The organism is Cupriavidus sp. FW305-26 (genome assembly GCF_058787975.1).
In genome coordinates, this window is the sequence record NZ_JBYTAH010000037.1 from 12,964 (window position 1) to 38,986 (window position 26,023).

Annotated in this window: 23 protein-coding genes; 14 read left to right on the forward strand and 9 right to left on the reverse strand. The window is 69.1% G+C overall.

The genetic code is table 11. The features are described 5' to 3' along the window. Nucleotides 1-9: 9 nt before the first annotated feature. Both kefC and kefF read right to left on the reverse strand, forming a co-directional pair. Nucleotides 10-1,824, reverse strand: a complete 1,815-nt coding sequence (kefC, locus tag AC3WQZ_RS19840) for a glutathione-regulated potassium-efflux system protein KefC (protein WP_010813463.1) — start codon at nucleotides 1,822-1,824, stop codon at nucleotides 10-12. Then, on the reverse strand, nucleotides 1,821-2,375 hold the full coding sequence (kefF, locus tag AC3WQZ_RS19845) for a glutathione-regulated potassium-efflux system oxidoreductase KefF (protein ID WP_010813462.1): 555 nt from the start codon (nucleotides 2,373-2,375) through the stop codon (nucleotides 1,821-1,823). The genes kefC and kefF overlap by 4 nt, the downstream gene beginning before the upstream one ends. A 333-nt stretch (nucleotides 2,376-2,708) precedes the next feature. Between kefF and AC3WQZ_RS19850 the strand changes: the two genes are divergently transcribed. Next, the gene (locus tag AC3WQZ_RS19850) at nucleotides 2,709-3,407 is read left to right on the forward strand and encodes a GNAT family N-acetyltransferase (RefSeq protein WP_492301112.1); all 699 of its coding nucleotides are present in this window, start codon (nucleotides 2,709-2,711) and stop codon (nucleotides 3,405-3,407) included. Between the two features lie 98 nt (nucleotides 3,408-3,505). Here AC3WQZ_RS19850 and AC3WQZ_RS19855 read toward each other — a convergent pair whose 3' ends face one another. The 5 genes from AC3WQZ_RS19855 to AC3WQZ_RS19875 form a co-directional block, all read right to left on the reverse strand. After that, on the reverse strand, nucleotides 3,506-4,000 hold the full coding sequence (locus AC3WQZ_RS19855; RefSeq protein WP_010813460.1) for an Lrp/AsnC family transcriptional regulator: 495 nt from the start codon (nucleotides 3,998-4,000) through the stop codon (nucleotides 3,506-3,508). Nucleotides 4,001-4,404: 404 nt separating this feature from the next. Then, nucleotides 4,405-5,010 carry an EF-hand domain-containing protein gene (locus tag AC3WQZ_RS19860; RefSeq protein WP_492298183.1) on the reverse strand — a complete coding sequence of 202 codons (606 nt, stop codon included), beginning with the start codon at nucleotides 5,008-5,010 and terminating at the stop codon, nucleotides 4,405-4,407. 152 nt (nucleotides 5,011-5,162) lie between these two features. Then, entirely contained in the window at nucleotides 5,163-5,864 is a 702-nt protein-coding gene (locus tag AC3WQZ_RS19865) for a type II secretion system protein N (RefSeq protein ID WP_010813458.1), read from the reverse strand. Nucleotides 5,865-5,978: 114 nt separating this feature from the next. After that, on the reverse strand, nucleotides 5,979-7,199 hold the full coding sequence (locus AC3WQZ_RS19870) for a globin domain-containing protein (RefSeq protein ID WP_492301114.1): 1,221 nt from the start codon (nucleotides 7,197-7,199) through the stop codon (nucleotides 5,979-5,981). A 93-nt stretch (nucleotides 7,200-7,292) separates the two neighbouring features. Then, nucleotides 7,293-7,745: an RrF2 family transcriptional regulator gene (locus AC3WQZ_RS19875; protein WP_010813456.1), complete on the reverse strand. Its 453-nt coding sequence runs from the start codon at nucleotides 7,743-7,745 to the stop codon at nucleotides 7,293-7,295. 218 nt (nucleotides 7,746-7,963) lie between these two features. Here AC3WQZ_RS19875 and gspG point away from each other — a divergent pair, with 218 nt between their 5' ends. The 11 genes from gspG to gspF all read left to right on the forward strand — a co-directional run bounded on the left by gspG (nucleotide 7,964) and on the right by gspF (nucleotide 19,501). Beyond that, nucleotides 7,964-8,431 (forward strand): type II secretion system major pseudopilin GspG, encoded by a 468-nt coding sequence (gspG, locus tag AC3WQZ_RS19880; RefSeq protein WP_010813455.1) that lies wholly within the window; start codon nucleotides 7,964-7,966, stop codon nucleotides 8,429-8,431. A gap of 29 nt (nucleotides 8,432-8,460) precedes the next feature. Beyond that, entirely contained in the window at nucleotides 8,461-8,961 is a 501-nt protein-coding gene (locus tag AC3WQZ_RS19885) for a GspH/FimT family pseudopilin (protein WP_010813454.1), read from the forward strand. Further along, complete coding sequence (gene gspI, locus AC3WQZ_RS19890; protein ID WP_011616178.1) at nucleotides 8,958-9,380, forward strand: type II secretion system minor pseudopilin GspI; 423 nt, start codon at nucleotides 8,958-8,960, stop codon at nucleotides 9,378-9,380. Before AC3WQZ_RS19885 ends, gspI begins: the two co-directional genes overlap by 4 nt. Further along, a complete protein-coding gene (locus tag AC3WQZ_RS19895) occupies nucleotides 9,358-10,062 on the forward strand; it encodes a PulJ/GspJ family protein (protein WP_011616179.1) in 705 nt (234 codons plus the stop codon). The genes gspI and AC3WQZ_RS19895 overlap by 23 nt, the downstream gene beginning before the upstream one ends. Continuing rightward, the gene (gene gspK, locus AC3WQZ_RS19900; protein ID WP_058698119.1) at nucleotides 10,059-11,099 is read left to right on the forward strand and encodes a type II secretion system minor pseudopilin GspK; all 1,041 of its coding nucleotides are present in this window, start codon (nucleotides 10,059-10,061) and stop codon (nucleotides 11,097-11,099) included. The genes AC3WQZ_RS19895 and gspK overlap by 4 nt, the downstream gene beginning before the upstream one ends. Nucleotides 11,100-11,369: 270 nt before the next feature. Then, nucleotides 11,370-12,797: a type II secretion system protein GspL gene (gspL, locus tag AC3WQZ_RS19905; RefSeq protein WP_011616181.1), complete on the forward strand. Its 1,428-nt coding sequence runs from the start codon at nucleotides 11,370-11,372 to the stop codon at nucleotides 12,795-12,797. Between the two features lie 18 nt (nucleotides 12,798-12,815). Beyond that, complete coding sequence (locus tag AC3WQZ_RS19910) at nucleotides 12,816-13,424, forward strand: type II secretion system protein M (protein ID WP_052181617.1); 609 nt, start codon at nucleotides 12,816-12,818, stop codon at nucleotides 13,422-13,424. Beyond that, a complete protein-coding gene (gspN, locus tag AC3WQZ_RS19915) occupies nucleotides 13,424-14,233 on the forward strand; it encodes a type II secretion system protein N (protein ID WP_492301116.1) in 810 nt (269 codons plus the stop codon). Before AC3WQZ_RS19910 ends, gspN begins: the two co-directional genes overlap by 1 nt. Nucleotides 14,234-14,267: 34 nt before the next feature. Then, the gene (gene gspD / locus AC3WQZ_RS19920) at nucleotides 14,268-16,706 is read left to right on the forward strand and encodes a type II secretion system secretin GspD (RefSeq protein ID WP_011616183.1); all 2,439 of its coding nucleotides are present in this window, start codon (nucleotides 14,268-14,270) and stop codon (nucleotides 16,704-16,706) included. 8 nt (nucleotides 16,707-16,714) lie between these two features. Further along, entirely contained in the window at nucleotides 16,715-18,268 is a 1,554-nt protein-coding gene (gene gspE / locus AC3WQZ_RS19925; protein WP_010813446.1) for a type II secretion system ATPase GspE, read from the forward strand. 15 nt (nucleotides 18,269-18,283) lie between these two features. Next, entirely contained in the window at nucleotides 18,284-19,501 is a 1,218-nt protein-coding gene (gene gspF, locus AC3WQZ_RS19930; RefSeq protein ID WP_010813445.1) for a type II secretion system inner membrane protein GspF, read from the forward strand. 81 nt (nucleotides 19,502-19,582) lie between these two features. Here the strand turns inward: gspF and AC3WQZ_RS19935 are convergent, their stop codons facing one another. Beyond that, nucleotides 19,583-20,836: an NYN domain-containing protein gene (locus tag AC3WQZ_RS19935; RefSeq protein WP_439671057.1), complete on the reverse strand. Its 1,254-nt coding sequence runs from the start codon at nucleotides 20,834-20,836 to the stop codon at nucleotides 19,583-19,585. A gap of 347 nt (nucleotides 20,837-21,183) precedes the next feature. On the opposite strand from AC3WQZ_RS19935, the gene AC3WQZ_RS19940 reads away from it, so the two are divergent. Then, a complete protein-coding gene (locus AC3WQZ_RS19940; RefSeq protein WP_492301117.1) occupies nucleotides 21,184-24,777 on the forward strand; it encodes an indolepyruvate ferredoxin oxidoreductase family protein in 3,594 nt (1,197 codons plus the stop codon). A gap of 56 nt (nucleotides 24,778-24,833) precedes the next feature. On the opposite strand, the gene AC3WQZ_RS19945 is transcribed toward AC3WQZ_RS19940, so the two are convergent. After that, nucleotides 24,834-25,445 carry an HD domain-containing protein gene (locus AC3WQZ_RS19945; protein WP_492301119.1) on the reverse strand — a complete coding sequence of 204 codons (612 nt, stop codon included), beginning with the start codon at nucleotides 25,443-25,445 and terminating at the stop codon, nucleotides 24,834-24,836. Between the two features lie 138 nt (nucleotides 25,446-25,583). Between AC3WQZ_RS19945 and AC3WQZ_RS19950 the strand changes: the two genes are divergently transcribed. Further along, a complete protein-coding gene (locus tag AC3WQZ_RS19950) occupies nucleotides 25,584-26,003 on the forward strand; it encodes a GNAT family acetyltransferase (protein WP_010813441.1) in 420 nt (139 codons plus the stop codon). The last annotated feature ends 20 nt before the right edge of the window (nucleotides 26,004-26,023 follow it).

Sequence of the window (26,023 nt, forward strand, 5' to 3'; positions counted from 1 at the left end):
CCCTGCCGCTCACATCCACTCGGCCTCTTCGCGCTGGCGCCGCTGCTCGCGGTCCTGGCGGAACATCTCTTCCAGTTCGTCGCGCGCCTGGCGCGCCAGCGAGACCAGCTTCTTCTGGTCGGTGTAGTGCGGATAGAAGCGGTCGATCGCCTGGATGTTGTGGCGCCGGAAACGCAGTGCCACGTTGCGGGCCTCGGCCGGATCGAAACCCAGCCCCTCCAGCACGCGGCGGCCCAGCATCAGCGAGCCCTCGAACATCTCGCGCTCGAACAGGTGCACGCCGCGGTCCTTGAGCTGGTAGACATGTGACACATGGCGCGCCCGGGCGTAGATCTGCAGTTCGGGAAAGCGCTGGCGCACGCGGTCGATCAGTTCCAGGCTTTCGTCCATGCCGTCGATCGCCACCACCAGGATGCGCGCGTCGGCAATGCCCGCGGCCTCCAGCAGGTCCAGCCGGGTGGCGTCGCCATAGAAGACCTTGAAGCCGTACTGGCGCAGGAACTCGATCTGGTCGGGGTCGTGGTCCAGCACCGTCACGCCCACGCCCTGGGTGTACAGCAGGCGGCCGACGATCTGGCCGAAGCGCCCGAAACCGGCGATCAGCACCGGATTGTGCTGCGGCGTGATGGCCTCGTCCGGGCGGGCCTTGCCGCTGCCCAGGCGCGGCGCCACCAGCCGGTCATAGGCCAGCAGCAGCAAGGGCGTGGCCACCATCGACAGCGCCACCACCAGCACCAGCAGGGCCTCGGTCTCGCGCGGCAGCAGGCCGGCGGTGCCGGCCACGCCGAACACCACGAAAGCGAACTCACCGCCCTGCGAGATCAGCAGCGCAAACAGCAGCCGCTGCCCGCGGGCGATGGCAAAATACCGCGCCAGCAGCGCCAGCACCGCGGTCTTGGCAACCACGAAGGCGGCCACCAGACCCAGCACCAGCCAGGGCGAGTGTGCCAGCACGGCAAAGTCGATCGACATGCCGACAGCCATGAAGAACAGGCCCAGCAGCAGGCCCTTGAATGGCTCCAGGTCGGCCTCGAGCGCATGGCGGTATTCCGAATCGGCCAGCAGCACGCCAGCCACGAAGGTGCCCAGCGCCATCGACAAGCCCACCGCGTCCATCATCAACGCAATGCCCACCACCAGCAGCAGCGCAAACGCCGTGAACATCTCGCGCATGTCGGTGCGGGCGATAAAGCGCAGCGCCGGGCGCACCAGGTAGCGGCCGCCGACCACCACCGCACCGATCACCGCCACCGCCTTGCCCGCCGCCAGCCAGCCGGCCGCGCCCGGACCCGCGCCTGCGGCGCCCTGCGTGGCCAGCAGCGGCAACAGCGCGATCATCGGGATCGCGGCGATGTCCTGGAACAGCAGGATGCCGAAGCTGGCGGCCCCCGCCGGCGTGCCGAACAGGTTGCGCTCGGTCAGTGTCGCCAGCGCGATCGCGGTGGACGACAACGCCAGTCCCAGGCCCGCCACCAGCGCCACCTGCCACGGCGCGCCCGCCAGCGCCGCGACCGCGCCGATCACCAGCGCGCACGCAGCCAGCTGCGCGCCGCCGTAGCCAAAGATGCTCCGCCGCAGCGCCCACAGCTTGCGCGGCTCCAGCTCCAGGCCGATGACGAACATCATCAGCACCACGCCGAACTCGGAGAAATGCAGGATCGATTCGACATTGGTCACCAGGCGCAACGCAAACGGCCCGATCGCCGCCCCCGCCAGCAGGTAGCCCAGCACCGCGCCCAGGCCACTGCGCCGCGCCAGCGGCACCGCCACCACCGCCGCCACCAGGAACACCAGCAGCGCAATCAGGAAGTCGTGCTGGTTCATGCCTGTCCCCCCGCCGGCGCGGCGCCGGTGCCCAGCCGCCCGCAGACGTGGGCGATATGCTCGGCCAGCGCCTGGGCATCGGCATTGTTGGCGTCGTGCAGCACCACCGGCGGGAGCCAGCTCATGCCGCACAGCAAGGCGGTCTGTTCCAGCGGCAGCAGGAAGTCCCCGATCGGGTGACCATGGGTGCCGTCCGGCCCGTAGGAATCGGCGGTGCCGCCGGTGCTTACCACTGCCAGCAAGGACTTGCCACGCAGCGCAGTGCCGCCGGGGCCATAGGCCCAGCCTGGCTCCAGCACCTCGTCGAGCCACAGCTTGAGCAGCGCCGGCACGCTGTACCAGCGCACCGGGAACTGCAGCACGATGGTGTCGGAGACCGACAGCACGCGCTGCTCGGCGACGACATCGATGTCATAGTCGACATAGCTGCGGTAGAGATCGCGTACCTGTACCTGCGGCAGCGCGGCCAAGGCATCGGCCAGCGGACGGTTGACGCGCGAACGGCTGGGCGTGGGGTGCGCGTAGATCACAACGATTGGGGGCTCGGTCATCAAAGGCGATCGGCTGGGCAAGGGGAAGTCAGACGGACATGCGGGAGAACGCGGGATTGTGGCGTTGCACCAAATCCACATCCGGCACCACGCAACAATTCATCACATTTTCTCAAGCTTTTGATTTTATTCGATTTTTATTGATGCTGTGGTGAGACGGCGGCCTGCTGCGACGCGGGAAGCTTACGCCGAACCGACAATTCCACTACAATACTTTTGGCTCCGCATCAAGATGGTGTTTCCCCGAATTCTGCACCGAAGCAGGGAAAAGTGCCTGGAAAAACACCAACGCAGTGCTATGTTTATCTGTGATTGCACCTGGAAGGAAATAACGTGAATCCGCTCGAACTGAGCAAGGCCGTCGGCGCACTGACCGACGAAGATCTGCGCAAGGCAGCCGAAGCCGCCCAGGCCACCCACCGCACCACCGTACTGGTGCGCGAGCTGGCGGCCCACCACCGCTCGCGCCTGCTGAAGCATTTCCTCGCCCTGGGCGAGGAGGATCGCCTGCTCCGTTTTGGCCAGTCCGTGGGCGACCACGTGATCGAAGCCTATGTCGACAGCATCGACTTCGACCATGACAGCGTGTTCGGCGTCTACGACGACAAGCTCGAACTGATCGGCGTGGGCCACTTCGCCAACCTGCGCGACAACGCCCAGGGCCGCGTGGCGGAGTTCGGCGTGTCGGTGTCGGGCAGCGCCCGCGGGCGCGGCATCGGCAGCGCGCTGTTCGAGCGTGCCGCGATCCACGGCCGCAATACCAATGTGCGCACGCTGTACATGCACTGCCTGTCGCGCAACGCGGCGATGATGCACATTGCCAAGAAGGCCGGCATGAAGGTCCAGTACGCCTACGGCGAGGCCGATGCCTACCTGGAACTGCCGCCGGCCGACACCGCCAGCCGCCTGACCGAAGCGCTGGACGAGCAGCTCGCCGACCTGGACTACGCGGTGCGCCGCAACCTGCGTGACGCGCGCCGCTTCGGGCTGCGCTTCTGGCGCACCATGGTGCCGCAGAAGCACACTGCCTGAGTCCGCTGAACTCCCCCGGGCCCGCTCAATGCGGGTTCCACGCCAACGGCGCATCGCAACGATGCGCCGTTCTTGTTTGCGGCCTCAGGTTCGCCGTATCAAGCCGCGCCGCCCACCGGCAGCGCCGTGGTGTCCTTGATGCTTTCCAGCGCAAAGCTGGAGCGCACGTCGATCACCGACGGGTGCGCCAGCAACTGCTCCTGCATGAAGCGCGCGAAGTGTTCCATGTCTTCCACGTAGACCTTGAGCAGCAGGTCCATCTCGCCGGTCATGGCGTGGCACGCGGCCACCTCCGGCCAGACCGCGATCGAGGCGCGGAACAGGTCCAGCGGAGCCTTGCCCTTGGGCGCGCCGCCATGCTTTTCCAGCCGGACATTGATATAGGCCAGCAGGCCAAGTCCGATCTTGTTGGGCTCCAGCAGCGCTGCGTACTGCCGGATCACGCCGATCTCCTCCAGCCGCCGGATGCGGCGCAGGCAGGGGCTGGGCGACAGGTTGACGCGCTCGGCCACCTCCAGGTTGGTCAACCGGCCGTTGGTCTGCAGCACTTCCAGGATCTTCCGGTCGATCTTGTCCAACTCCACCTTGCTCACGATATTGTTGCTCCGCAATATGTTTATTGGCAATTTTTTTGCGCAAATTTAGCAAGCCGTGCACAAGTACGCAATTTTTTGTGAAATTACGTCCGATTCAGGGCCGATTCTGATGAGCCGGTAGCCTTATCGGTCACTCGCGCGGCAGCCGGTCGGGCTGGGCAGACCTGTGGGGTGGCGCCACCGCAAATCGCGGCCGCGCGCTCCGCCGGCCGGAAGCAGGCAAGGATGGTGCCAAGCCCGGCAAACAGGGAAGCGGCATTCTACGGGCGTTTGCGGGCGAGGTCAGATTCTTCCCAGTGCACGCACAAGGCGAACAGGCAAAGAAAAAGCGCGCGAACCCTAAGGCTCGCGCGCTTGGTGAGGCCTGGCAAGGTCCGCTGGCGCGGCCCTGCCTGGGCCGGTCAGCCGCCGCTGGTGGACGGGGCGCCCGGTGCCGCGGGCGCCGGCTGGCTGCCCGGTGCCGCCTGGCCACGCGGGCCGCGGTCGCCGCGGTGCGAATGGTCGCGGTGCATCTTTTCCATGCCGGCGCGGATTTCGTCGCGGGTCAGCTTGCCGTCGCGGTTGGCGTCGAGCTGGTCGAAGCGCTTGGCCAGGCGCGGCAGGCCGGCGTTGGCCTCAGCCTTGGTCAGCGCGCCGTCGCCGTTCTTGTCGGCAGCCTTGAACTTCTCGTCGAACGCTGCCTGCATGCGCGCATGGCGCTCGGCCATGGTGGCCTTGCGGTGCGCGTCCATCTCGGCCTTGTCGATCTTGCCGTCGCGGTTGGTGTCGAGCTTGTTGAACCAGGCGTCGGCTTCCGCCTTGGAGATCGCGCCATCGCCGTCGGTATCGATTGCCTTCATCCACATGCCGCCACCGTGGTGCTGGTGGTGACCCATGCCGGGCTTGCCGGCTGGCGCAGCGGATGGTGCCGGGGCGCTGGCCTGGGCAAATGCGCCACCGGCGACCAGGAGGGCGGCCGATGCGGCCAGGAACTGCTTCAGGATCTGCGGCTTGTGATTGCGTTGCATGTCTTGCTCCTTTTCATCACGTTTGGCATGTACGGATTAGAACGCAGACGATGCGGGGAAGTTGGCGCTTTTAATACGATGTTACCGGGCTCACAGAAAGGCCCGCGCGCCGTAAGGGAACGCAAGCAAGCGCGAATATTTCGCGCCCGGAATCAGTCCTTCGGCGCCAGCTGGCCTTCGCCGGCCGCCTGCGGCGCCATCGCCGGCTGGTACTGGCGCGGATCGACCGGTTGCGGCTGCGGTTGGGCGGGCTGGGCCTGCTGCGCTGGCGCCTGGCCTTGCGGCTGCTGGGCCGGTGCGGCGGGCTGGCTCACCACCGGTGCCGGGGGCGGCATCGGCGTTGCCATCGGTGCCGCGGCGCCGGCGGGCGGCGTGGGCAAGGCACCGGCCGCTGCCGGTGCGCCGCGCGTGGCACCGGCCTGCAGCGGCAGCACGATTTCCTGGCGCACGCCGCTGCGCTCGATCACCACCGCACGCTGGCGGATCTCCGCCAGCCGGATCTGCGGCGACAGCTCGGCGCCGGCGCGCACCGCCTTGGGCGGGCCGCCATCGATCGACACGATTGCCGCGCCCGCGCCGCCATCCACCTCGGCCACCACGCCGATCAGCTGCACGTCGCGCGGGCCGCCCTGCGCCGAGCCGCCGAACAGCGTCGCGACCGCGCCGGTCTCGACCGCCTCGGTCTGGGCCACGCGCGCGCTCTGCGGCACCGGGATGGTACGCATCGCGCTGAAGGTCAGCACCCAGTAGGTGGCGAGCGCACACAGCGCGATAAACAGCACCAGGCTGGCCAGGCGCGGCAGCCAGGGCGCGGAGGCATCGAAGCGGAGCGAAGGCCGGAGGGACAGTTGCATGGGATCGGGACCCTGGATACCCACAAGGCGGGCAATGGCGCGTGAGCGCAGACGCGCCAAGCGTACCAGAGCCCCATGACACTGTCTGCCGTGCCGGTGCCGCGCCGCCGCCCCTTAGAGCAGGTCGTCGAGCAGGTCCGGCCCGAACACCTCGCGCTCGATATGCGCCACCGGCACGCCTGCGCTGACCAGCGCATGGCGCTGCGCCTGCATGAAGCCGAGCGGTCCGCACAGGTAGAAGCTGCCGTCGACAAAGCGCTGCAGGTCATGCTGGCGCAGCAGTTCGGCCACCGGCATGGTGCCGGCGTGGTCGTAGTCGCGACCGGCGACGTCGCCCGCTTGCGGGGTTTCATAGCTGATGTGCGTGGCCAGCTGCGGCAGGCGCTCGCGCGCCCATTGCAGGTCGACGCGATGGGCGTGGTGGCGGCCGTCGCGCGCGGCATGGGCAAACAGCACCTGGCGCTGCGAGCCTTGCGCGGCCAGCGTGCGCAACACTGACAGCATCGGCGTGATGCCGATGCCGGCCGACAGCAGCACCAGCGGACGGCGGCCGTCCAGCGCCGGCGTGAACTCGCCGAACGGCGCGCTCACCTTGAGTTCAGTGCCCTCCTGGGCATTGGCGTGCAGCCAGTTGGACACCGCGCCGGCCGGGGTGGTGCGGTCGCCGGCCTCGCGCTTGACCGAGATGCGCCAGGTCGGCAGCCCGCTTTCGGCAGACAGCGAATACTGGCGCAGCTGGCGCTGGCCGTCGTCCAGGTGCGCCTCGACGCTGATGTACTGGCCTGGGCGGAACGCGCGCAGCGGCTGGCCGTCAGCGGCAGCCAGCGTCAGCGCCACCACCTGGTCGCCCTGCGCCTCGCGCCGCACCACGCGCACCGGCGTCAGCTCGCCGGCGGCCACGCCGGTGCGCTGGTACAGGCGCGCCTCGGCGGCGATCAGCTCGCCGGCCAGCAACCAGTAGGCCTCGTCCCAGGCGGCCAGCAGCGGCGGCGTGGCGGCCTCGCCCAGCACCGCGGAGATGGCGCCCAGCAGGTGGCGGCCGACGATCGGGTAGTGCGAAGGCGTCAGGCCCACGGCCGCATGCTTGTGGACGATGCGCTCGAGCACCGGCCCCAGCGCCGCCGCGTTATCGATATTGGCCGCATAGGCGAACACGGCCGAAGCCAGCGACTGCTGCTGGCTGCCGTTGGCCTGGTTGCCCATGTTGAACATCTGCGTCAGCTCGGGCCGGTCCGCGAACATCTCGCGGTAGAAATGCGTGGTGATGGCCAGGCCGTGCTCGCGCAGCACGGGGACGCTTGCATCGATATAGGGGCGGGAAGCGGCGGACAGCATCAGGAAACACTCCGTTTTAAATCATGCAAATTAAATGCATGTTTTTGCTCAAAATAAAACCGGCTCTCGCCGGCCCGCACGGACAGGATCCGCTCAGGCCGAACGCCGGTTCAGGAAATCGCGATGCAGGCGGATGATCGACTCGGCCGTCTGGCTGCCGGTGACATCGGCCAGCGTGAGGTCGTCCAGGGCAAGGTAGAAAGCTTGCTCGGCCACGTCCAGCGCGCGCTTCAGGCGGCAGTTGCCGTTCAGCGCACAGGGCGGGTTGTCGCAGTCGATCACCGCCTTGTGCCCTTCCAGCTCGCGCAGGATGGTGCCGATGGTCAGCCGCTCGGCGCCGGGGCCCAGTTGCAGGCCGCCGTGGCGGCCGCGCGTGGCACTGATCCAGCCCAGCTTCGACAGCCGCGCCGCCACCTTGACGAGGTGGTTGTGCGAGATGCCGAACTGCTGCCCCACCTCGGCAATGGTGATCGGCCGGCTGCCGTCGCCACGGGCGACGTACATCAGCAGGCGCAACGCATAGTCGGAAAAGCGGGTCAGTTGCATCGTGACGCCATCTTAAAAAAGATGCATCCAGGATGCAAGTTATTTGACTGCCGGATGCCAGTTCTTAGTAACTGTGATCCGGATCAGACTTTGCCGAGGTGCCGAAGGGGCCGCCCATAAAACAGTCATGTGGCGCCGGTTATACTGACTGGCGAACCCGGCCCGACGCCCCCTCACCGGTGCGGGCCCAGCCATTCAAGCCAAGAGGTCCACCGACGATGCGCAGATTCACTCCCCAGATTGCCAGCCCCGCCCGTTCCGTGCGTGCCCGCCGTGCGCGCGGCTTCACCCTGATCGAGATCATGGTCGTGATCGTGATCCTTGGCGTGCTGGCGGCGCTGGTGGTGCCCAAGATCATGAGCCGTCCGGACGAGGCCCGCATCGTGGCCGCGCGCCAGGACATCTCGTCGGTCATGCAGGCGCTCAAGCTGTATCGCCTGGACAACAGCCGCTACCCCACCACCGAGCAGGGCCTGGCCGCGCTGGTGGCCAAGCCCACCACCGAGCCCGTGCCCAACAACTGGAAGGGCGGCGGCTACCTGGAAAAGCTGCCCAAGGATCCCTGGGGCCATCCGTACCAGTACCTGAACCCGGGCGTGCGCGGCGAGATCGACGTGTTCAGCTTCGGCGCCGACGGCCAGGCCGGCGGCAACGGCAACGACGCCGACATCGGCAACTGGGAATAAGCCCAGCCCCGCCGCCGCCCCCTGCAACCATGACCACGGCGCCGCGCCGCCGCGCGCCCGGCCCCCGGCGCCGCGGCTTTACGCTGCTCGAGCTGCTGGTGGTCATGGTGATCGCCGGCATCGTGATCTCGCTGGTGGCGGTCAACGCCTCGCCCAATGAACGGAGCCGCGTGCTCGACGACGGCCAGCGCATCGCGCGGCTGTTCGAGCTGGCGCAGGAGGAGGCGCAGCTTGGCGCCCGCCCGCTCGCCTGGGAGGGCGATGCCAGCGGCTGGCGCTTCCTGGAATCGACCCCCAACGGCTGGATCCCCATGCGTACCGACGTGTTTGCCCCGGGCCACTGGCGCCTGGCGCTGGACCAGGTCATCGTCGCCGAAGGGGGCCGCAGCACCGGCACCAGCAGCCCGCCCCGGCTGATCTTCGGGCGCGAGCTGATCGATGCCCCGCAGCGGCTGATCCTGGTGCGCGGCGATATCCGCGTGGACATTGCCGGCGACGGCAGCGGCCGCTATTTCGCCAGCACGCCATGAAACCCTGCCCTCGCGCTTTGCCCCGGCCGGCCCGGCGCGGGCGCCATGCTGGCTTCACGCTGATCGAAGTGCTGGTGGCGCTGACCATCCTGGCGGTCGCGCTGACCGCGGCGATGCGCGCGATGGGCTCGATGGTCGATGCCAGCGCGTCGCTGCAGGCGCGCATGCTGGCCGAGTGGAGCGCCGAGAACCACCTGGCCGCGCTGCGCCTGGCCAAGACCTGGCCCGAGCCCGGCGTCAGCGGCTATGCCTGCCCGCAGGGCGGCACGCCGCTGTATTGCGAGCAAGCCGTCTCGGGCACGCCCAATCCCGTTTTCCGCCGCGTCGAGATCGCGGTCTACCCGTCCGCCACGGACAAGTCCGTACGCCTGGCATGGCTGGTCACCATAGTCCCCAATGAAACCCGCAACGTGCTCTGAGCGCCGCCGCCAGCGCCAGCCCGGCGGCTTCACGCTGCTGGAGATGCTGGTCGCCATCACGCTGCTGGCGGTGATGGCGGTGATCGGCTGGCGCGCGCTGGACAGCCTGACGCGCAGCCGCGAGCGCCTCACCGACCACGATGCGCGCCTGGACGCGCTGAAGGTGCTCTACGGCCAGCTCCAGGCCGATTGCGAGCACCTGGCCAACCCCACGCTGCTGCAGGCCAGCCCGGTCGAGATCGGCCAGAACCGGCTGCTGCTGGTGCGCGACCGCCGCGACGAAGGCCAGCCGCCGACCTGGCAGGCGCTGTCGTACCAGCTCGACGGCAATACCCTGGTGCGCGTGGCCGCGCCGCCGGTGAACAGCCGCGCCGGCCTGCAGTCGGCCCTGCTGGCGCTGCGCCAGGGCGGCAGCAACACCGCGCAGGTGCGGCGCGTGCTGGCCGACGTGGACGGCATCAGCACGCGCGCATGGGTGGAGCCCGCCGGCTGGCAGGCCGACAGCGGGCGCATCCGCAACGTGCTGTTCACAGGCAACGCCGCCAGCGCCGTGGCCGCCTCCGCGCCCGGCGCCGCGCTGCCCAACACCGCGGTGCGCGCGGTGGAACTGACCATCTTCGCCCGCATGGGTGACGGCGATGCGCCGCGGCAGTTCCAGAAGATCTGCATGACCGGGCTATGAGGCAAGCCAGCCGCCCGCCTCGCCTGGCGCAGTTGCGCCGCCGCTCGCGCGGCGCGGCCGTGGTCACCGCGCTGCTGATCGTGACGCTGGCCGTGGTGGTGGTGTCCGGCATGCTGTGGCGCCAGCAGGTGCAGATCCGCGCCATCGAGAACCAGCGGCTGCTGGCCCAGGCCACCTGGATCGAGCGCGCCGCCGTGGACTGGGCGCGGCTGATCCTGCGCGACGACCAGCGCCGCACCAACGTCGACGAACTGGGCGAGCCGTGGGCGGTGCCGATCGCCGAGACACGGCTGTCGGACTTCCTCGGCGCGGCACTGCGCACCGACGTCGCGGGCGAGACCTCGTTCCTGTCGGGCCGCATCCTGGATGCGCAGGCGCGCCTGAACCTGGCCAACCTGGTGATATGGACCGCCACTGGCGGCGCAGACGGCCAGCCAGGCCGCGCGGCCTCGGTCGACCCGGCGGCGCTGGCCGCATACCGCCGCCTGCTGCAGACGGTCGGCCTGAACCCGGAGCTGGCCGAGACCACGGCGCGCTACATGCTGCAGGCCGCGCAGGGCGGCAATGCCAGCGGGCAGCCGGCGCCGCGCCCGCTGGACAGCGTGCAGGGGCTGATGGCGCTGCCCGGCTACACGCCGGAGATGGTGGCGGTGCTGGAGCCCTTTGTCACCGTGCTGCCCGAGCGCACGCCGGTCAACGCCAACACCGCCGAGGCCGAGGTGCTGGCCGCGGTCATCAACAAGCTGCCGCTGGAGCGCGCGCGCGAACTGGTGCGCCAGCGCGACCGCGCCCACTTCAACAACCTGGGCAACCTGCAGACCCAGCTGGCCGCGGTGGCACCGCAGGCGGATGCCGCCAACCTCGGCAACCTGCTCGACGTGCGCACGCACTACTTCCTGGTCTATGGACTGGTGCGGCACGAGCGCGCCACCCGGCTGCAGGTGTCGCTGGTCTTCCGCGGCGAGCCGCTGGGTACGGCCAACACCACCCGCGTGGTCTGGATCCAGGATGCGGACCGGCTGCCGGACCTGCGCTAGGCGGCGCCCACCAGGCCAGGCGACAGGCCGAATTTGCACGCGCGGGCAACCGGGGAGAATGGTATTGACGCGGTTTAGTCACACAGGCAAGGTATGCTGCGGCGCTGGCGCGAGCGTGGCACCAGCCTACCCGCCGCCGTCCGGCCTTCCTGGCCGCCCGCCGGCGTCCCCGCACCCCGGCATGTTTCCGACTCCGGGGCGATCCAGGGCGCATCCCAACCGGCCATGCGCCTGCCCGAGCCGTTCCATTGACGCCAAAGCAAGGAAACCTTGAGCACCACCCTGTACGTCCGCCTGCCACACCGGCCGCATGACCAGCCGCAACCGTGGCAGTTCGGCACCCTGCCGTTCGCGCTGGTGCGCACTGCCACGGCCGATACGGCGCGGCGTGGCCAGGCCCGTGCGACGCCGGAAGTGTTGCGCGAAGGCCACGCCCGCATCGCTGACCTGCCCGCGGCCGAGCGCCTGGTGCTGATCCTCGCCGCCAGCGACGTACTGCTGACCACCGCCAGCGTGCCGCCGCTGCCGCCCGCCCGTTTGAAACAGGCGCTGCCCAACCTGGTCGAGGACGCGCTCGCGACCGAGGCGCAGCCGTGCCATATCGGCGTGGGCCCTGCCCTCGACGGCAGCGCCGCGCGCGGACCGCGCCAGCGGCTGCTGATGGTGGCCGACCGCGCCTGGCTGCGCGCCGTGCTCGACGCCTTTGCCGAACACCGCCACCGGCGCCGCCATGTGCTGGCCGCGCAGCTGTGCGTGCCGCTGGCTTCCGCCGCTGAAGCCGGCACCGAGCCGTCACTGGCGAGCGCCGACGCGCCGCCGCCGGCGGCCGCGCTGGTGGTCGAAGCCGCCGCCAGCGCCCTCGCCCGGAGCGGCGAGTTGGGCGATGAGTTAGGCGGCGAGCTGCCCGGCACCGGCTCCGACGCCGCGCGCCAGTGGCAACTGACCGTACGCACCGGCGCACACGCCGGCTACGGGTTGCTGCTGGGCGACGATGCCCTGGCCGCGTGGCAGGCGCTTGCACCCGCCGGCACCTGGTATGCCGATGCCGACGCTGCCGCCGCGGCGCCGGTGCCCGACCTGCGCCAGGCAGCCCGCGCCAGCTGGCAGCTGTGGATCGAAGGCGCGCAGGAATGCCTGCGCGAGCCGGCGCTGGACCTGGCGCAGTTTGAATTCGCGCAGGGCCGGGCCGACCGCTGGAACCTGGTGGCATGGCGCGTGCCGCTGGCATTGCTGGCGGGCATCGTGCTGGTGCAGGTCATTGGCATGAACACGCACTGGCTGCTGTTGCGGCGCGAGCAGCAGCGGCTGGAAGCCGCGCAGCTGCAGGCGCTGCGCGGCGCCTTCCCGCAGATCCAGACCGTGCTCGACGCGCCGCTGCAGATGCGGCGGCAGGTCGAGCAGCTGCGCACCGCCAGCGGCCGCAGCACGCCGGAAGACTTCCTGCCGCTGGCCGACCGCTTTGCCCAGGCCGCGCGCAGGCTGCCGCCCGACGCGCTGCAGGCGCTGGAGTACCGCGGCCGCATGCTGGTGGTGACGCTCAAGCCGGGCACGGACACGGCCGGACTGCGCAGCGCCGCGCGCCAGGCCGGGCTGCAGATGGAAGAAGACAAGGCCGGAGGTGCCGCTGGCAGTACCAGCAGCAGCGCAGGCACCCCGGTGACGCCCGGCTCGCGCTGGACCGTCAGGCCCGGCCTGTAAGCGGGCCCACCAGCAAGCATGAATCCGATGAAAGACACAGCCCGAAGCCAGACGCCACGCGCCAGCCGGCCAGGCGCGACCTCTGCGCTGCGCACGCGCCTGGCGCGGCTGCGCCCGTCCGTGCCGCAGGCGTGGCAGGAGCGCTTCAACGCCTTCTGGTCGGCGCGCAACCCGCGCGAACAGGCCATCCTGGCCGGCGGCGGCGCCCTGCTGGCGCTGGTGATCGGCTACCTGGTGCTGTGGGAACCGGCCGCCGACGGCCGCGAGCGCCTGGCGCGCAACCTGCCCAAGCTGCGCGCCGACCTGGCCGAAATGGAATCCCTGGCGCAGGAAGCCCGCGGCCTGAAGGCCACGCCGGCGCCGGCGCTGCGCGGCGACGCGCTCACGCAGGCGCTGCAGGACAGCCTGGGCCAGCACGGCCTGAAGGCGACCCGGCTGGCCGCCGGCGCCGACAACAGCGTGCAGGTGCAGCTGGACAAGGTGCCGTTCGGCGCGGTCAGCGGCTGGCTGCAGGACGTGCGCCAGCAGCAGCGCATGAAGGTGATCGACGCCCGTATCGTCTATGTTGGCGCCACGGCGCTGGTGAACGTCAGCGCGACCCTGCAGGGTCCGGGCGGCCGCAGCTGATGGTACGGCTGGAAACGCTGCGCCTGCCGCGCCGCAAGCTGCGCCAGCCGGCCGCAGGGCGGCGCCTGCGCTGGCTGGGGCTTGGCCTGGCGAGCGCCGCGGTGACCGTGGTGGCGATGCTGCCGGCGGCATGGATCGCCGCGCGCGTGGCCACGCAGACGCAGGGACGGGTACTGCTGGCCGATGCCAGCGGCTCGCTCTGGCATGGCAGCGCCACGCTGGCGCTGTCGGCCGGCGCCGGCAGCCAGACCGCGACCGTGCTGCCGGGCCGACTGCAATGGACGCTGGCGTTCTGGCCGCTGCTGGGCGGCAGCGCGCGCCTGGTGGTGAGCCACTCCGAGGCCATGGCCGCGCCGGTCGCCATCACCGTGACACCCGGCGGCTGGAGCGCACAGGCAGGCGCCATGCGGCTGCCCGCGGCGCTGCTCGAAGGCATCGGCGCGCCGTTCAATACGCTGCGCCCGGACGGCCTGATGCGCGTGGACTGGTCCACGCTGCAGGGCCGCTTTTCGGGCCAGGGCATGAGCGGCCATATGACGCTGCGCATCGAACAGGTGTCGTCGGCCGTGAGCCGGCTGCGCCCGCTGGGCAGCTACCGCGCCGAACTCGACTGGACCGGCGAGGGCGGCGGCAAGCTGCAGCTGAGCACCATCGCCGGGGCGCTGCACCTGGAGGGCAGCGGCACGCTGGGGCGGCAGGCGCGCTTCGAGGGCACCGCGCACGCCGAGCCCGAAGCGGCAACCCAACTGACCAGCCTGCTGAGCCTGCTGGGACGACGAGACAACCATGTGACAAGGCTGCGCTTCTGATGCCAGGCCAATCCAGGAGCGCCCGGAAATGACTATGAAAACCCACGCCATCCGACCTGTTTTCCATACCGCCTGCGCCCGCGCCGTGGCCCTGCTGTGCGGGCTCTCGCTGCTGGCGCCCGCGCCGCTGTGGGCCCAGTCCGGCGCGCGCACCGGCACCCCGCCCGCGCCACCCGACATCACGCCGTCCAACCGCGACCAGGTGGTGCTGAACTTCGTCAACGCCGACCTGGATTCGGTGATCAAGGCGGTCGGCCAGGCCACCGGCAAGAACTTCGTGATCGACCCGCGCGTGAAGGGCACGGTCAACCTGGTCACCGAGCAGCCGGTCTCGCGCGCGCAGGCGCTGCAGACGCTGGGTTCGGTGCTGCGCATGCAGGGCTATGCCATGGTCGAGAGCAACGGCTTCACCAAGGTCGTGCCCGAGGCCGACGCCAAGCTGCAGGGCTCGCCCACCGTGATCGGCGCCAGCCCCAGCCGCGGCGACCAGGTGGTGACGCAGGTATTCCGGCTGAACTATGAATCGGCCAACAACCTGGTGCCGGTGCTGCGGCCGATGATCGCGCCCAACAACACCATCACCGCCTACCCGGCCAACAACACGCTGGTCATCACCGACTACGCCGACAACCTGCGCCGGCTGGCGCGCATCATCGCCGCGGTCGATGCGCCGGCCTCGGGCGAGGTCGAGCTGGTGCCGCTCAAGCACGCGCTGGCCAGCGATACCGCGGCGGTGCTGCAGAAGCTGCTCGACCCCGCCGCCGCGGGCGCCGCCGGCGGCGGCGCACCGGGAGCCGATGCCAGCCTGCGCACCTCGGTGGTGGCGGAGCCGCGCAGCAATTCGCTGATGATCCGCGCCACCAGCCGCGCGCGCCTGCAGCAGGCGCGCCACCTGATCGAGAAGCTCGACCAGCCCTATGCACGCCCGGGCAATATCTGGGTAGTGCCGCTGAAGAACGCCGATGCGGTCAAGCTGGCGGCCACGCTGCGCGCCATCGTCGCAGCCGACAGCAGCTTCGCCAGCGCCACCCAGCCCGGCGGGCAGGCCGGCGGCATCGGCGGCGCGGCGGGCATGACCAATGTCTCGACGCCTGCCGGCGGGCAGTTCACCGGCGGCGCCACCGGCACCCAGGCCGGCATGCGCGGCGGCACCGGCGCGTCCGGAGGCACGGGCGGCGCCTATGGCAACTCGGCCTTCGCCGCGTCGTTCGGCACCAGCACCCAGCCGACCACCGGCGGCATCATCCAGGCCGACCCGTCCACCAACTCGCTCATCATCACCGCCAGCGAACCGGTCTACCGCAACCTGCGCGGCGTCATCGACGACCTCGACGCGCGCCGCGCGCAGGTCTACATCGAATCGATGATCGTCGAGGTGACCTCCACGCAGGCCAGCGAGCTTGGCATCCAGTGGCAGGGCCTGATCAGCTCGCCGGGCGGCAACAACAACGTCTTTGCCGGCACCAACTTCGGCACCGGCGGACAGAACATCCTGAACCTGACCCTGGCCGGGGCGCTGGCCGACAGCAACCGCACCGCCGGCATCGCCGCGGCGCAGGGGCTGGTGCAAGACATCGGCGGCCTCAACCTGGGCATCGTCAACAAGGCCATGGGGCTGGGCGCGCTGTTGCGCGCGCTGGGTTCCAACGGCAGCGTCAACCTGCTGTCCACGCCGAACCTGATCACGCTGGAGAACGAGGAAGCCAAGATCCTGATCGGCCAGAACATCCCGATCACCACCGGCTCCTATGCCCAGACCGGCGGCGCGGCCTCGGTCACGCCGTTCCAGACCTTCGACCGCAAGGACGTGGGCATCACGCTGCGGGTGAAGCCGCAGATCACCGACGGCGGGCTGGTGAAGATGCAGATCTTCCAGGAATCGTCGAACGTGGTGCAGGCGACCGCCAACCTGATCCAGGGCCCGACCACCAATGTGCGCTCGATCGAGACCAATGTGCTGGTCGACGACGGCCAGATCATCGTGCTGGGCGGCCTGATCGAGGACTCGTACGGCGACGGCGTGCAGAAGGTGCCGCTGCTGGGCGACATCCCATGGATCGGCGGCCTGTTCCGCTACGAGAACAAGAACCGCGCCAAGACCAACCTGCTGGTGTTCCTGCGCCCCTATGTGATGCGCACGGCCGGCGCCGCCGACCGCCTGACGCAGGACCGCTACGACTATATGCGCGCGCAGCAGCAGGGCTTTGTTTCGCCTAACATCATGGTGCGTGATACCAACACGCCGTTGCTGCCGCCGGCCGACGCCCCGTCCACGCCGTTCGTCGATCCGCGTGCAAACGGTCCGCTTGCCGCCCCGCTGCCGCTGCAGCAGACCCTTCCGCAGAATGCCCCGCAGCCCGGCGTGCCGGGCCAGCCACAGCCCATGCAGCCGGCACCGCAGCAGCTGCCGCAACCACCGGCGAACGCATCCCAGCCGCTGAACCCGCGCGGCGAGTCTGCGCTCCAGAACTAAGCCCCGACATGGCCAGCGAAGTCCAAACTGCCCTGCCCGCCGGCACCAGCGCGCCGGCCGAGACCCTGGAGCCGCCCTCGCCGTTGGCGGCGCGGCTGGTCTCGTACGGCTTTGCGCGCGAGGCGCCGCTGCTGGTCGCGCACCAGCGCCCTGACGGACTGGAAGTCTGGGTGACCCGCGCCACCTCTCCGACCGCGCTGGCCGAGGTCGCGCGCGTGCATGGCGCGCTGCGCCTGCGCGTGCTGGAGCCCGACGCGCTGGAGCGCGCCATGGCCGATGCCTACAACCGCCAGGACGCCGGCAGCGCCGCGCAGGTGGTGGGCGAGGTCGAAGGCGAAGTCGACCTGTCGCGCCTGATGCAGGACATCCCGGCGGTGGAGGACCTGCTTGAATCCGAGGACGACGCGCCGATCATCCGCATGATCAATGCGCTGCTGACACAGGCCGCGCGCGAAGGCGCCTCGGATATCCATATCGAGCCGTTCGAGTCGTCGTCGGTGGTGCGCTTCCGCGTCGACGGCACGCTGCGCGACGTGGTGCGGCCGAAAAAGGCGCTGCACGGCGCGCTGATCTCGCGCATCAAGATCATGGCGCAGCTCGACATCGCCGAGAAACGCCTGCCGCAGGACGGCCGCATCACGCTGCGCGTGGGCGGGCGCCCGGTCGACGTGCGGGTCTCGACCCTGCCCACCGGCCATGGCGAGCGCGCGGTGCTGCGCCTGCTGGACAAGGAAGCAGGCCGGCTCGACCTGGCCAAGCTGGGCATGGCGCCCGGCACGCTGCGCGGCTTCGACCACCTGATCCGCCAGCCGCACGGCATCGTGCTGGTGACCGGGCCGACCGGCTCGGGCAAGACCACCACGCTGTATGCGGCGCTGTCGCGGCTGGATGCGCGCACCACCAACATCATGACGGTCGAAGACCCGATCGAGTACGACCTGGACGGCATCGGCCAGACCCAGGTCAACGCGCGCATCGACATGACCTTCGGCAAGGCCCTGCGCGCGATCCTGCGCCAGGACCCGGACGTGGTCATGATCGGCGAAATCCGCGACCTGGAAACCGCGCAGATCGCGGTGCAGGCCTCGCTGACCGGCCACCTGGTGCTGGCCACGCTGCACACCAACGACTCGGCCTCGGCGGTGACGCGGCTGGTCGACATGGGGATCGAGCCGTTCCTGCTGTCGTCGTCGCTGCTGGGCGTGCTGGCGCAGCGGCTGGTACGCCGCCTGTGCCAGCACTGCAAGCGCGAGGAAGTGATCGAGGTCACTGCCGCCGAGGCCGAGGTGCTGCACGCGCAGGGCAAGCCGCTGCAGACCGTGTGGCACCCGGTGGGCTGCGACAAGTGCGGCCAGTCCGGGTACCAGGGGCGCATGGGCGTCTATGAGCTGCTGACCGTCGGTGACGAGATCCGCACCATGATCCACCGGCAGGCGCCGGAGTCCGAGATCAAGCAGGTGGCACTGGCGCACGGCATGCACACCATGCGCGGCGACGCGCAGCGCTGGATCGACAGCGGCGCGACCTCGCTTGAGGAAGTGCTGCGCGTGACGCGCGACTAAAGCGGAGCCGCCCGGATGCCAGCCTTCCGCTATGAAGCCGCCGACGCCGCCGGCAAGACCGACCGCGGCGTGATCGAGGCCGACAGCCCGCGCCAGGCGCGTTCGCAGCTGCGCGCGCGCGGGCTGACACCGCTGACCGTCGACCCGCTCGCCGGTGCCGGCCTGGCGCCGCGCAGCGGCAGCCAGCTGTTTGCGCGCAAGCTGTCGACGCAGGAACAGGCGCTGTTCACGCGCCAGCTGGCCAGCCTGATCGTGGCCGGGCTGCCGCTGGACGAGGCGCTGGGGGCACTGGCCGACCAGGCCGAGCGCGCCTATGTGCACGAGCTGCTGGCCGGCATCCGCGCCGAGGTGATGGGCGGCAGCTCGCTGTCGGTGGCGCTGGCCCAGCATCCGCGCGACTTCCCCGACATCTACCGTGCGCTGGTCTCGGCCGGCGAGCACTCCGGCCACCTGGGACTGGTGCTGGAGCGGCTGGCGGGCTATATCGAGTCGCGCAACACCCTGACCTCCAAGATCCGGCTGGCCTTCACCTACCCCGCCATCGTCACGGTGGTGGCATTCGCCATCGTGATCTTCCTGCTGTCGTACGTGGTGCCGCAGGTGGTGAGCGTGTTCGCCAATACCAAGCAGAAGCTGCCGATGCTGACCATCATCATGCTGGCGCTGTCGGACTTCGTCCGGAACTGGTGGTGGGCAGCGCTGGCGGTGCTGGCGGCGGCAGCGTTCACAATCCGCAGCGTGCTGAAGCAGCCCGCGGTGCGGCTGGAATGGCACCGCTGGCTGCTGACCGCGCCGCTGCTGGGCAAGCTGATCCGCGGCTACAACACCGCGCGCTTCGCCGGCACGCTGGCGATCCTGGTGTCGGCCGGCGTGCCGATCCTGCGCAGCCTGCAGGCGGCGGGCGAGACGCTGACCAACGAGGCGCTGCGCGCCAACGTGGAAGACGCCAACACGCGCGTGCGCGAAGGCGCCTCGCTGGCGCGCGCGCTGGCGGCGCAGAATCAGTTCCCGCCGGTGCTGGTGCACCTGATCCGCTCCGGCGAAGCCACCGGCAATCTGCCGGTGATGCTGGACCGCGCCGCGCAGGGCGAGGCGCAGGAACTGGAACGCCGCACGCTGTTCCTGACCAGCCTGCTGGAGCCGCTGCTGATCCTGACCATGGGCGTGGTGGTGCTGCTGATCGTGCTGGCGGTGCTGATGCCGATCATCGAGATCAACCAGCTGGTGCGGTAAGGACCTCTGCCAAAGAAAACGCCGGCGCGAAGCCGGCGTTTTCTTTGGCGGGCAGGGCCGGCATGGCGCCGGCCGGCCACATCACTCCGCTTTCTTGGCCGGGCGCTTGCGCGTCTTCCTGGCCGGTGCCCGGGCAGGCGCCGCCTCGGCAGTGGCTGCCTCGGGCTGGGGCTGGGCCTCTGGCTGCGCTTCAACCTGCGCCGACAGCACTGTCGTGCCCGGCGCGGCAAAGATCGACTGGTCGATCGGCCACGGGGTTTCGCTCAGCGTCACGTCGGGGCGGCGCGTGGCGCGCTTGCGTGCGGGGCGGGCCTTGGACTCAGCCTGCGGCGCTGCCTCCGCCGCCGGCTCGGCCACTTCGGCGGCGACGACAGACAGCTCGATCTCGGGTTCGCGCACTGGCACAGGCTCAGGCGCCGCCTCTGGCTGGGCCACGGCGGGCGCAGGCGGATCCGCGGGCACGGGCGCCGGTGCCGGCTGGCGGCGTGCTTCAGGCTGCGCCGGACGCTGCTGCTGTTGCGGTTGCGACTGCTGCTGGCCGCGGCCATCGCCCTCGCCACCGCCCTTGGCGCGCTTCTTCAGGCGCACCCAGATGGTCTTGTTGTTGCCGCCGTTGCGGGTCTCGACCTCGAACAGGCCGGTGGCCTGCACCAGCTCCGAAAGCTTGCCGTACCCGTAGTTGCGCGAATCGAATTCCGGCGCCTGCTTGGCGATGTGGTTGCCCATGCTGCCCAGCGTCAGCCAGCCGTCCTCGTCCGACACCGCCTGCGCCGCACTCTGCAGCAGGCGCACCAGGCGCGAATCCTGGCGCAGCTCGCCGGTGCTGCGCTTGCGCGTGGGCGCGGCAGCCCCGTCGACGCCTTCGGTCCCTTCCGTATCCGCATCGGCGCGCAGGACGTCGGAGTAGATGAACTTGTCGCAGGCGGTGACAAAGGGCTTGGGGGTCTTGCGCTCGCCAAAGCCGTACACGGTCAGCCCCTGCTCGCGAATGCGCGAGGCCAGCCGGGTGAAGTCGCTGTCGCTGGAAACGATGCAGAAGCCGTCGAAGCGCCCGGTGTACAGCAGGTCCATGGCGTCGATGATCATGGCGCTGTCGGTAGCGTTCTTGCCCACGGTGTAGCGGAACTGCTGGATCGGCTGGATCGAGTGCGACAACAGCCGCTCCTTCCATCCGGCCAGGTTGGGCCGGGTCCAGTCGCCGTAGATGCGCTTGACGGCGGCCACGCCATACTTGGCGACCTCGGCCAGCAGGCCTTCGACGATGGCGGGCGCCGCGTTGTCGGCATCGATCAGCACGGCCAGGGTCGCGGTGCCCTGGCGGGGGGAATTGGTCATGTTCAGGTAGTCACTGGTTTGCCCGTCCCATGCGTGCATCAGGACGGCAATCGGAAATCAGGTTGCACCAGGCTGGCTGTGCAGATGTGGCGCATCGCAGGCAGCCCGGCAGCGGCACGGGCCATCTCGATGCAACGCAGTGTACACGCGAACCCCTGTCCATACGGGAAATCACGGGCACGGCGGGCACGCTTTGTGCTGCATTGCAAGGTACCGCCGATTTTGTGGCGGTGCTACCATGCCGCGCAGAGACACGACCGTCCAACACCTTCACAAGAGGTCATGAGGCGGTCGCCCACAACTGTAGGTGTCGGTGATCCCGACAGCACGCCCATAGAGGAGCACCTATGAATGCCCCCCTGACCTCCCCGGTCAGCGACGCCATCCGCCGCGCGCTCGAAAACGTTTCCCTCGAAGACAAATACACGCTGGAGCGTGGCCGCATCTATATCAGCGGCACGCAGGCCCTGGTACGCCTGCCGATGCTGCAGCAGGAGCGCGACCGCGCCGCCGGGCTAAACACCGCCGGCTTTATCTCCGGCTACCGGGGCTCGCCGCTGGGCGCGCTCGACCTGTCGCTGTGGAAGGCCAAGAAGCACCTTGCCGCGCACAACATCGTGTTCCAGGCTGGCCTCAACGAGGACCTGGCCGCGACTTCGGTATGGGGGTCGCAGCAGGTGAACATGTATCCGGACGCCAAGTTCGATGGCGTGTTCGGCATGTGGTACGGCAAGGGGCCGGGCGTGGACCGCACCGGTGACGTGTTCAAGCACGCGAACTCGGCGGGATCGTCGAAGCACGGCGGCGTGCTGGTGCTGGCCGGTGACGACCACTCGGCCAAGTCCTCGACGCTGGCGCACCAGTCCGAGCACATCTTCAAGGCCTGTGGCCTGCCGGTGCTGTACCCGTCCAACGTGCAGGAATACCTGGACTACGGCCTGCACGGCTGGGCCATGAGCCGCTACTCCGGCCTGTGGGTGGCGATGAAGTGCGTGACCGACGTGGTGGAATCGTCGGCCTCGGTGGAGCTGGATCCGCACCGCGTGCAGATCGTGCTGCCGGACGACTTCATCATGCCGCCGGGCGGCCTGAACATCCGCTGGCCGGACCCGCCGCTGGAACAGGAAGCGCGCCTGCTCGACTACAAGTGGTACGCGGGTCTGGCCTATGTGCGGGCCAACAAGATCGACCGCATCGAAATCGATTCGCCGCACGCGCGCTTCGGCATCATGACCGGCGGCAAGGCTTACCTGGACACGCGCCAGGCGCTGGCCGACCTGGGCCTGGACGATGCCACCTGCTCGCAGATCGGCATCCGCCTGTACAAGGTCGGCTGCGTGTGGCCGCTGGAGGCGCATGGGGCGCGCGCCTTTGCCGAAGGCCTGCAGGAAATCCTGGTGGTCGAAGAGAAGCGCCAGATTATGGAGTACGCGCTAAAGGAAGAGCTGTACAACTGGCGCGACGACGTGCGCCCCAAGGTCTACGGCAAGTTCGACGAAAAGGACAACGCGGGCGGCGAATGGTCGATCCCGCAAAGCAACTGGCTGCTGCCGGCGCACTATGAGCTGTCGCCGGCGATCATCGCCAAGGCCATCGCCACCCGGCTGGACAAGTTCGAGCTGCCGATCGACGTGCGCGCGCGCATCACCGCGCGCCTGGCCATCATCGAGGCCAAGGAAAAGGCGCTGGCCACGCCGCGCGTGACGGCGGAGCGCAAGCCGTGGTTCTGCTCGGGCTGCCCGCACAACACCTCGACCAATGTGCCCGAAGGCTCGCGCGCGCTGGCTGGCATCGGCTGCCACTACATGACGGTGTGGATGGACCGCAATACCAGCACCTTCAGCCAGATGGGCGGCGAAGGCGTGGCGTGGATCGGCCAGGCGCCGTTCGCTGGCGACAAGCATGTGTTCGCCAACCTGGGCGACGGCACCTACTTCCACTCCGGTCTATTGGCGATCCGCGCGTCGATCGCGGCCAACGTCAACATCACCTACAAGATCCTGTACAACGATGCGGTGGCGATGACCGGCGGCCAGCCGGTGGACGGCCAGTTGTCGGTGCGGGACATCGCCTGGCAGGTGCATAGCGAAGGCGCGAAGAAGATCGTCATCGTCAGCGACCAGCCGGAGAAGTACAACGGCGCGATCAAGCTGCCCGAAGGCATCGCCATCCATCACCGCGATCAGCTCGACAGCGTGCAGCGTGAGCTGCGTGAGGTGCCGGGCTGCTCCATCCTGATCTACGACCAGACCTGCGCCACCGAGAAGCGCCGCCGCCGCAAGCGCGGCACGATGGAGGATCCGCAACGCCGCGCCTTTATCAACGACGCGGTGTGCGAAGGCTGCGGCGACTGCTCGGTCAAGTCCAACTGCCTGTCGGTGGAACCGCTGGAAACGGATTTCGGCACCAAGCGCCAGATCAACCAGTCGTCGTGCAACAAGGACTTCTCGTGCGTGAACGGCTTCTGTCCGAGCTTTGTCACGGCCGAAGGCGCGCAGGTGCGCAAGCCCGAGCAGCACGGCGTGTCGATGAACACCCTGCCCGCGCTGCCAGAGCCTGAGCTGCCGCCGATCCGCCGCGCCTACGGCATCCTGGTGACCGGCGTGGGCGGCACCGGCGTGGTGACCATCGGCGGCCTGCTCGGCATGGCCGCGCACCTGGAGAACAAGGGCGTCACCGTGCTCGACATGGCGGGCCTGGCGCAGAAAGGCGGCGCGGTGCTGTCGCACGTGCAGCTGGCCGCGCGCCCGGACGACCTGCACGCCACCCGTATCGCCATGGGCGAGGCGGACCTGGTGATCGGCTGCGATGCGATCGTGTCGGCCACCGACGAAGTCATCTCCAAGACCCAGGCCGGCCGCACCCGCGCCGTGGTCAACACCGCGCAGACGCCGACCGCCGACTTCATCAAGAACCCGAAGTGGCAGTTCCCCGGCCTGTCGGCCGAGCAGGATGTGCGCACCGCGGTGGGCGAGAAGTGCGAGTTCATCAACGCCTCGGGTCTCGCCGTGGCGCTGCTGGGCGACGCGATCTACACCAACCCGCTGGTGCTCGGCTATGCCTGGCAGAAGGGCTGGATCCCGCTGACGCTGCAGGCGCTGGAGCGCGCCATCGAACTCAACGGCGTCGCTGTCGAGAAGAACAAGGCCGCGTTCGACTGGGGCCGGCATATGGCGCACGACCCCGAGCACGTGCTGTCGCTGACCGGCAAGCTGAAGAACACCGCCGAAGGCGCGGAAGTGGTCAAGCTGCCGACCTCGAGCGGCGCGATGCTGGAGAAGCTGGTCGCCCGGCGCATGGAACACCTGACCGCCTACCAGGATGCCGCCTACGCGCGCACCTACCGCGAAGCCATCGACCGCGTGCGCGTGGCCGAAAGCACGCTGGCTGGCAGCGGCAAGGCCCTGCCGCTGACCGAGGCTGCGGCGCGCAACCTGGCCAAGCTGATGGCGTACAAGGACGAGTACGAAGTGGCGCGGCTCTACACCGACCCTGTCTTCCTCGACAAGCTGCGTGCGCAGTTCGAAGGCGAGCCGGGCAAGGACTACCAGCTCAACTTCTGGCTGGCGCCGCCGATTAACGCCAAGCGCGATGACAAGGGCCACCTGGTCAAGCGCAAGTTCGGGCCGTCGACGATGAAGCTGTTCCGCGTGCTGGCCAAGCTGAAGGGGCTGCGCGGCGGTGCCTTCGACATCTTCGGCAAGACCGAGGAGCGCCGCACCGAGCGCGCGCTGATCGGCGAGTACCGGGCCTTGCTGGATGAACTTGTGGCGGGCCTCAATGCCGCCAACTACGACACCGCGGTCACGCTGGCGAACCTGCCGGACGATATCCGCGGCTTCGGGCATGTGAAGGAAAACAACCTGAAGGCGGTACGCGGGCGCTGGGCGAAGCTGCTGGAGCAGTTCCGCCATCCGGAGACGGCGCAGCGCGCGGCCTGACTGGCCATGGCATGACACAACGGCCTCGCTTCGCATGAAGCGAGGCCGTTGTGCTTTCAGGGCTGTGCCAGCGTCGCTTCTCCCGGCTTCACATACATCGAGTTGCGCGGCTGCGCCAGCACGCGCCGCACCATCGGCTCGAAGAACGACAGCGGCAGCGTGTCGTAGTCCGTCATGAAGGCGGCACCGTCGTACTTGCGGCAGAACTCCGCGGTGCGCTCGAACAGCTCGGGCTGGCTGCGGTACTGCTCGCGCAGGTTGCGGTCCAGGCCGAGGTGATGGAAGAAGTAGTAGCCCTGGAACACGCCGTGCTTTTCCACCATCCACAGGTTCTCGGGGCTGACGAATGGCTTGAGGATGGCGGCGGCAATGTCGGGATGATTGAAGCTGCCGAGCGTATCGCCGATATCGTGCAGCAGCGCGCAAACCACGTATTCCTCGTCCTGGCCGTCGCGGTGCGCCAGTGTCGCGGTCTGCAGCGAATGCGTGAGCCGGTCCACGGGGAAGCCGCCGCAATCGCCATCCAGCAGGCGCAGGTGCGCCAGCACGCGATCCGGCAGCGCCCGCGCGAACGGCATGAACTCGGCGGAGATGGCGGCCCAGTCCTCGCGGGTGCCGTGTTCCATATGGCTGAAGGTGGCGCGTGCAGGCGCGTGGGTGTCCCTCATGCGGGTCTCCTTTGGTGGCAGCGTGCGCGATGGCCGCGCATCGTCTCGTCATGTCTTGCAGGCATTGTGGCACCCGCAGCGGCGCTACACTGTCAAAAAGCTAACAATGTGCCGGCATATTGCGGCGCACCAACAAGCATGCTGATCCGTCCTTTCCGCCCGGAAGACCAATCCTGCGTCATTGCCTTGTGGCAGGCCTGCGGCCTGACCCGTCCGTGGAACGACCCGCAGCGCGATATCGCGCGCAAGCTGACCGAGCAGCCTGAACTGTTTCTGGTCGGCGACATCGACGGCCGACCCGTCGCCACTGCCATGGTGGGGTTCGACGGGCATCGCGGCTGGGTCTACTATCTGGCGGTACAGCCCGACCTGCAGGCCAAAGGGTACGGGCGCATGCTGATGGCGCATGCCGAGCAGTTGCTGATCGAGCGGGGCTGCCCCAAGATCAACTTGCTGGTACGCGCAGGCAACCGCGCCGTGATCGATTTCTACGACAAGCTGGGCTATGCGCCCGATGAAGTGGTCAGCCTGGGCAAACGACTGATTCCAGATATTTAGTGGGCACGCCGGACCGACCT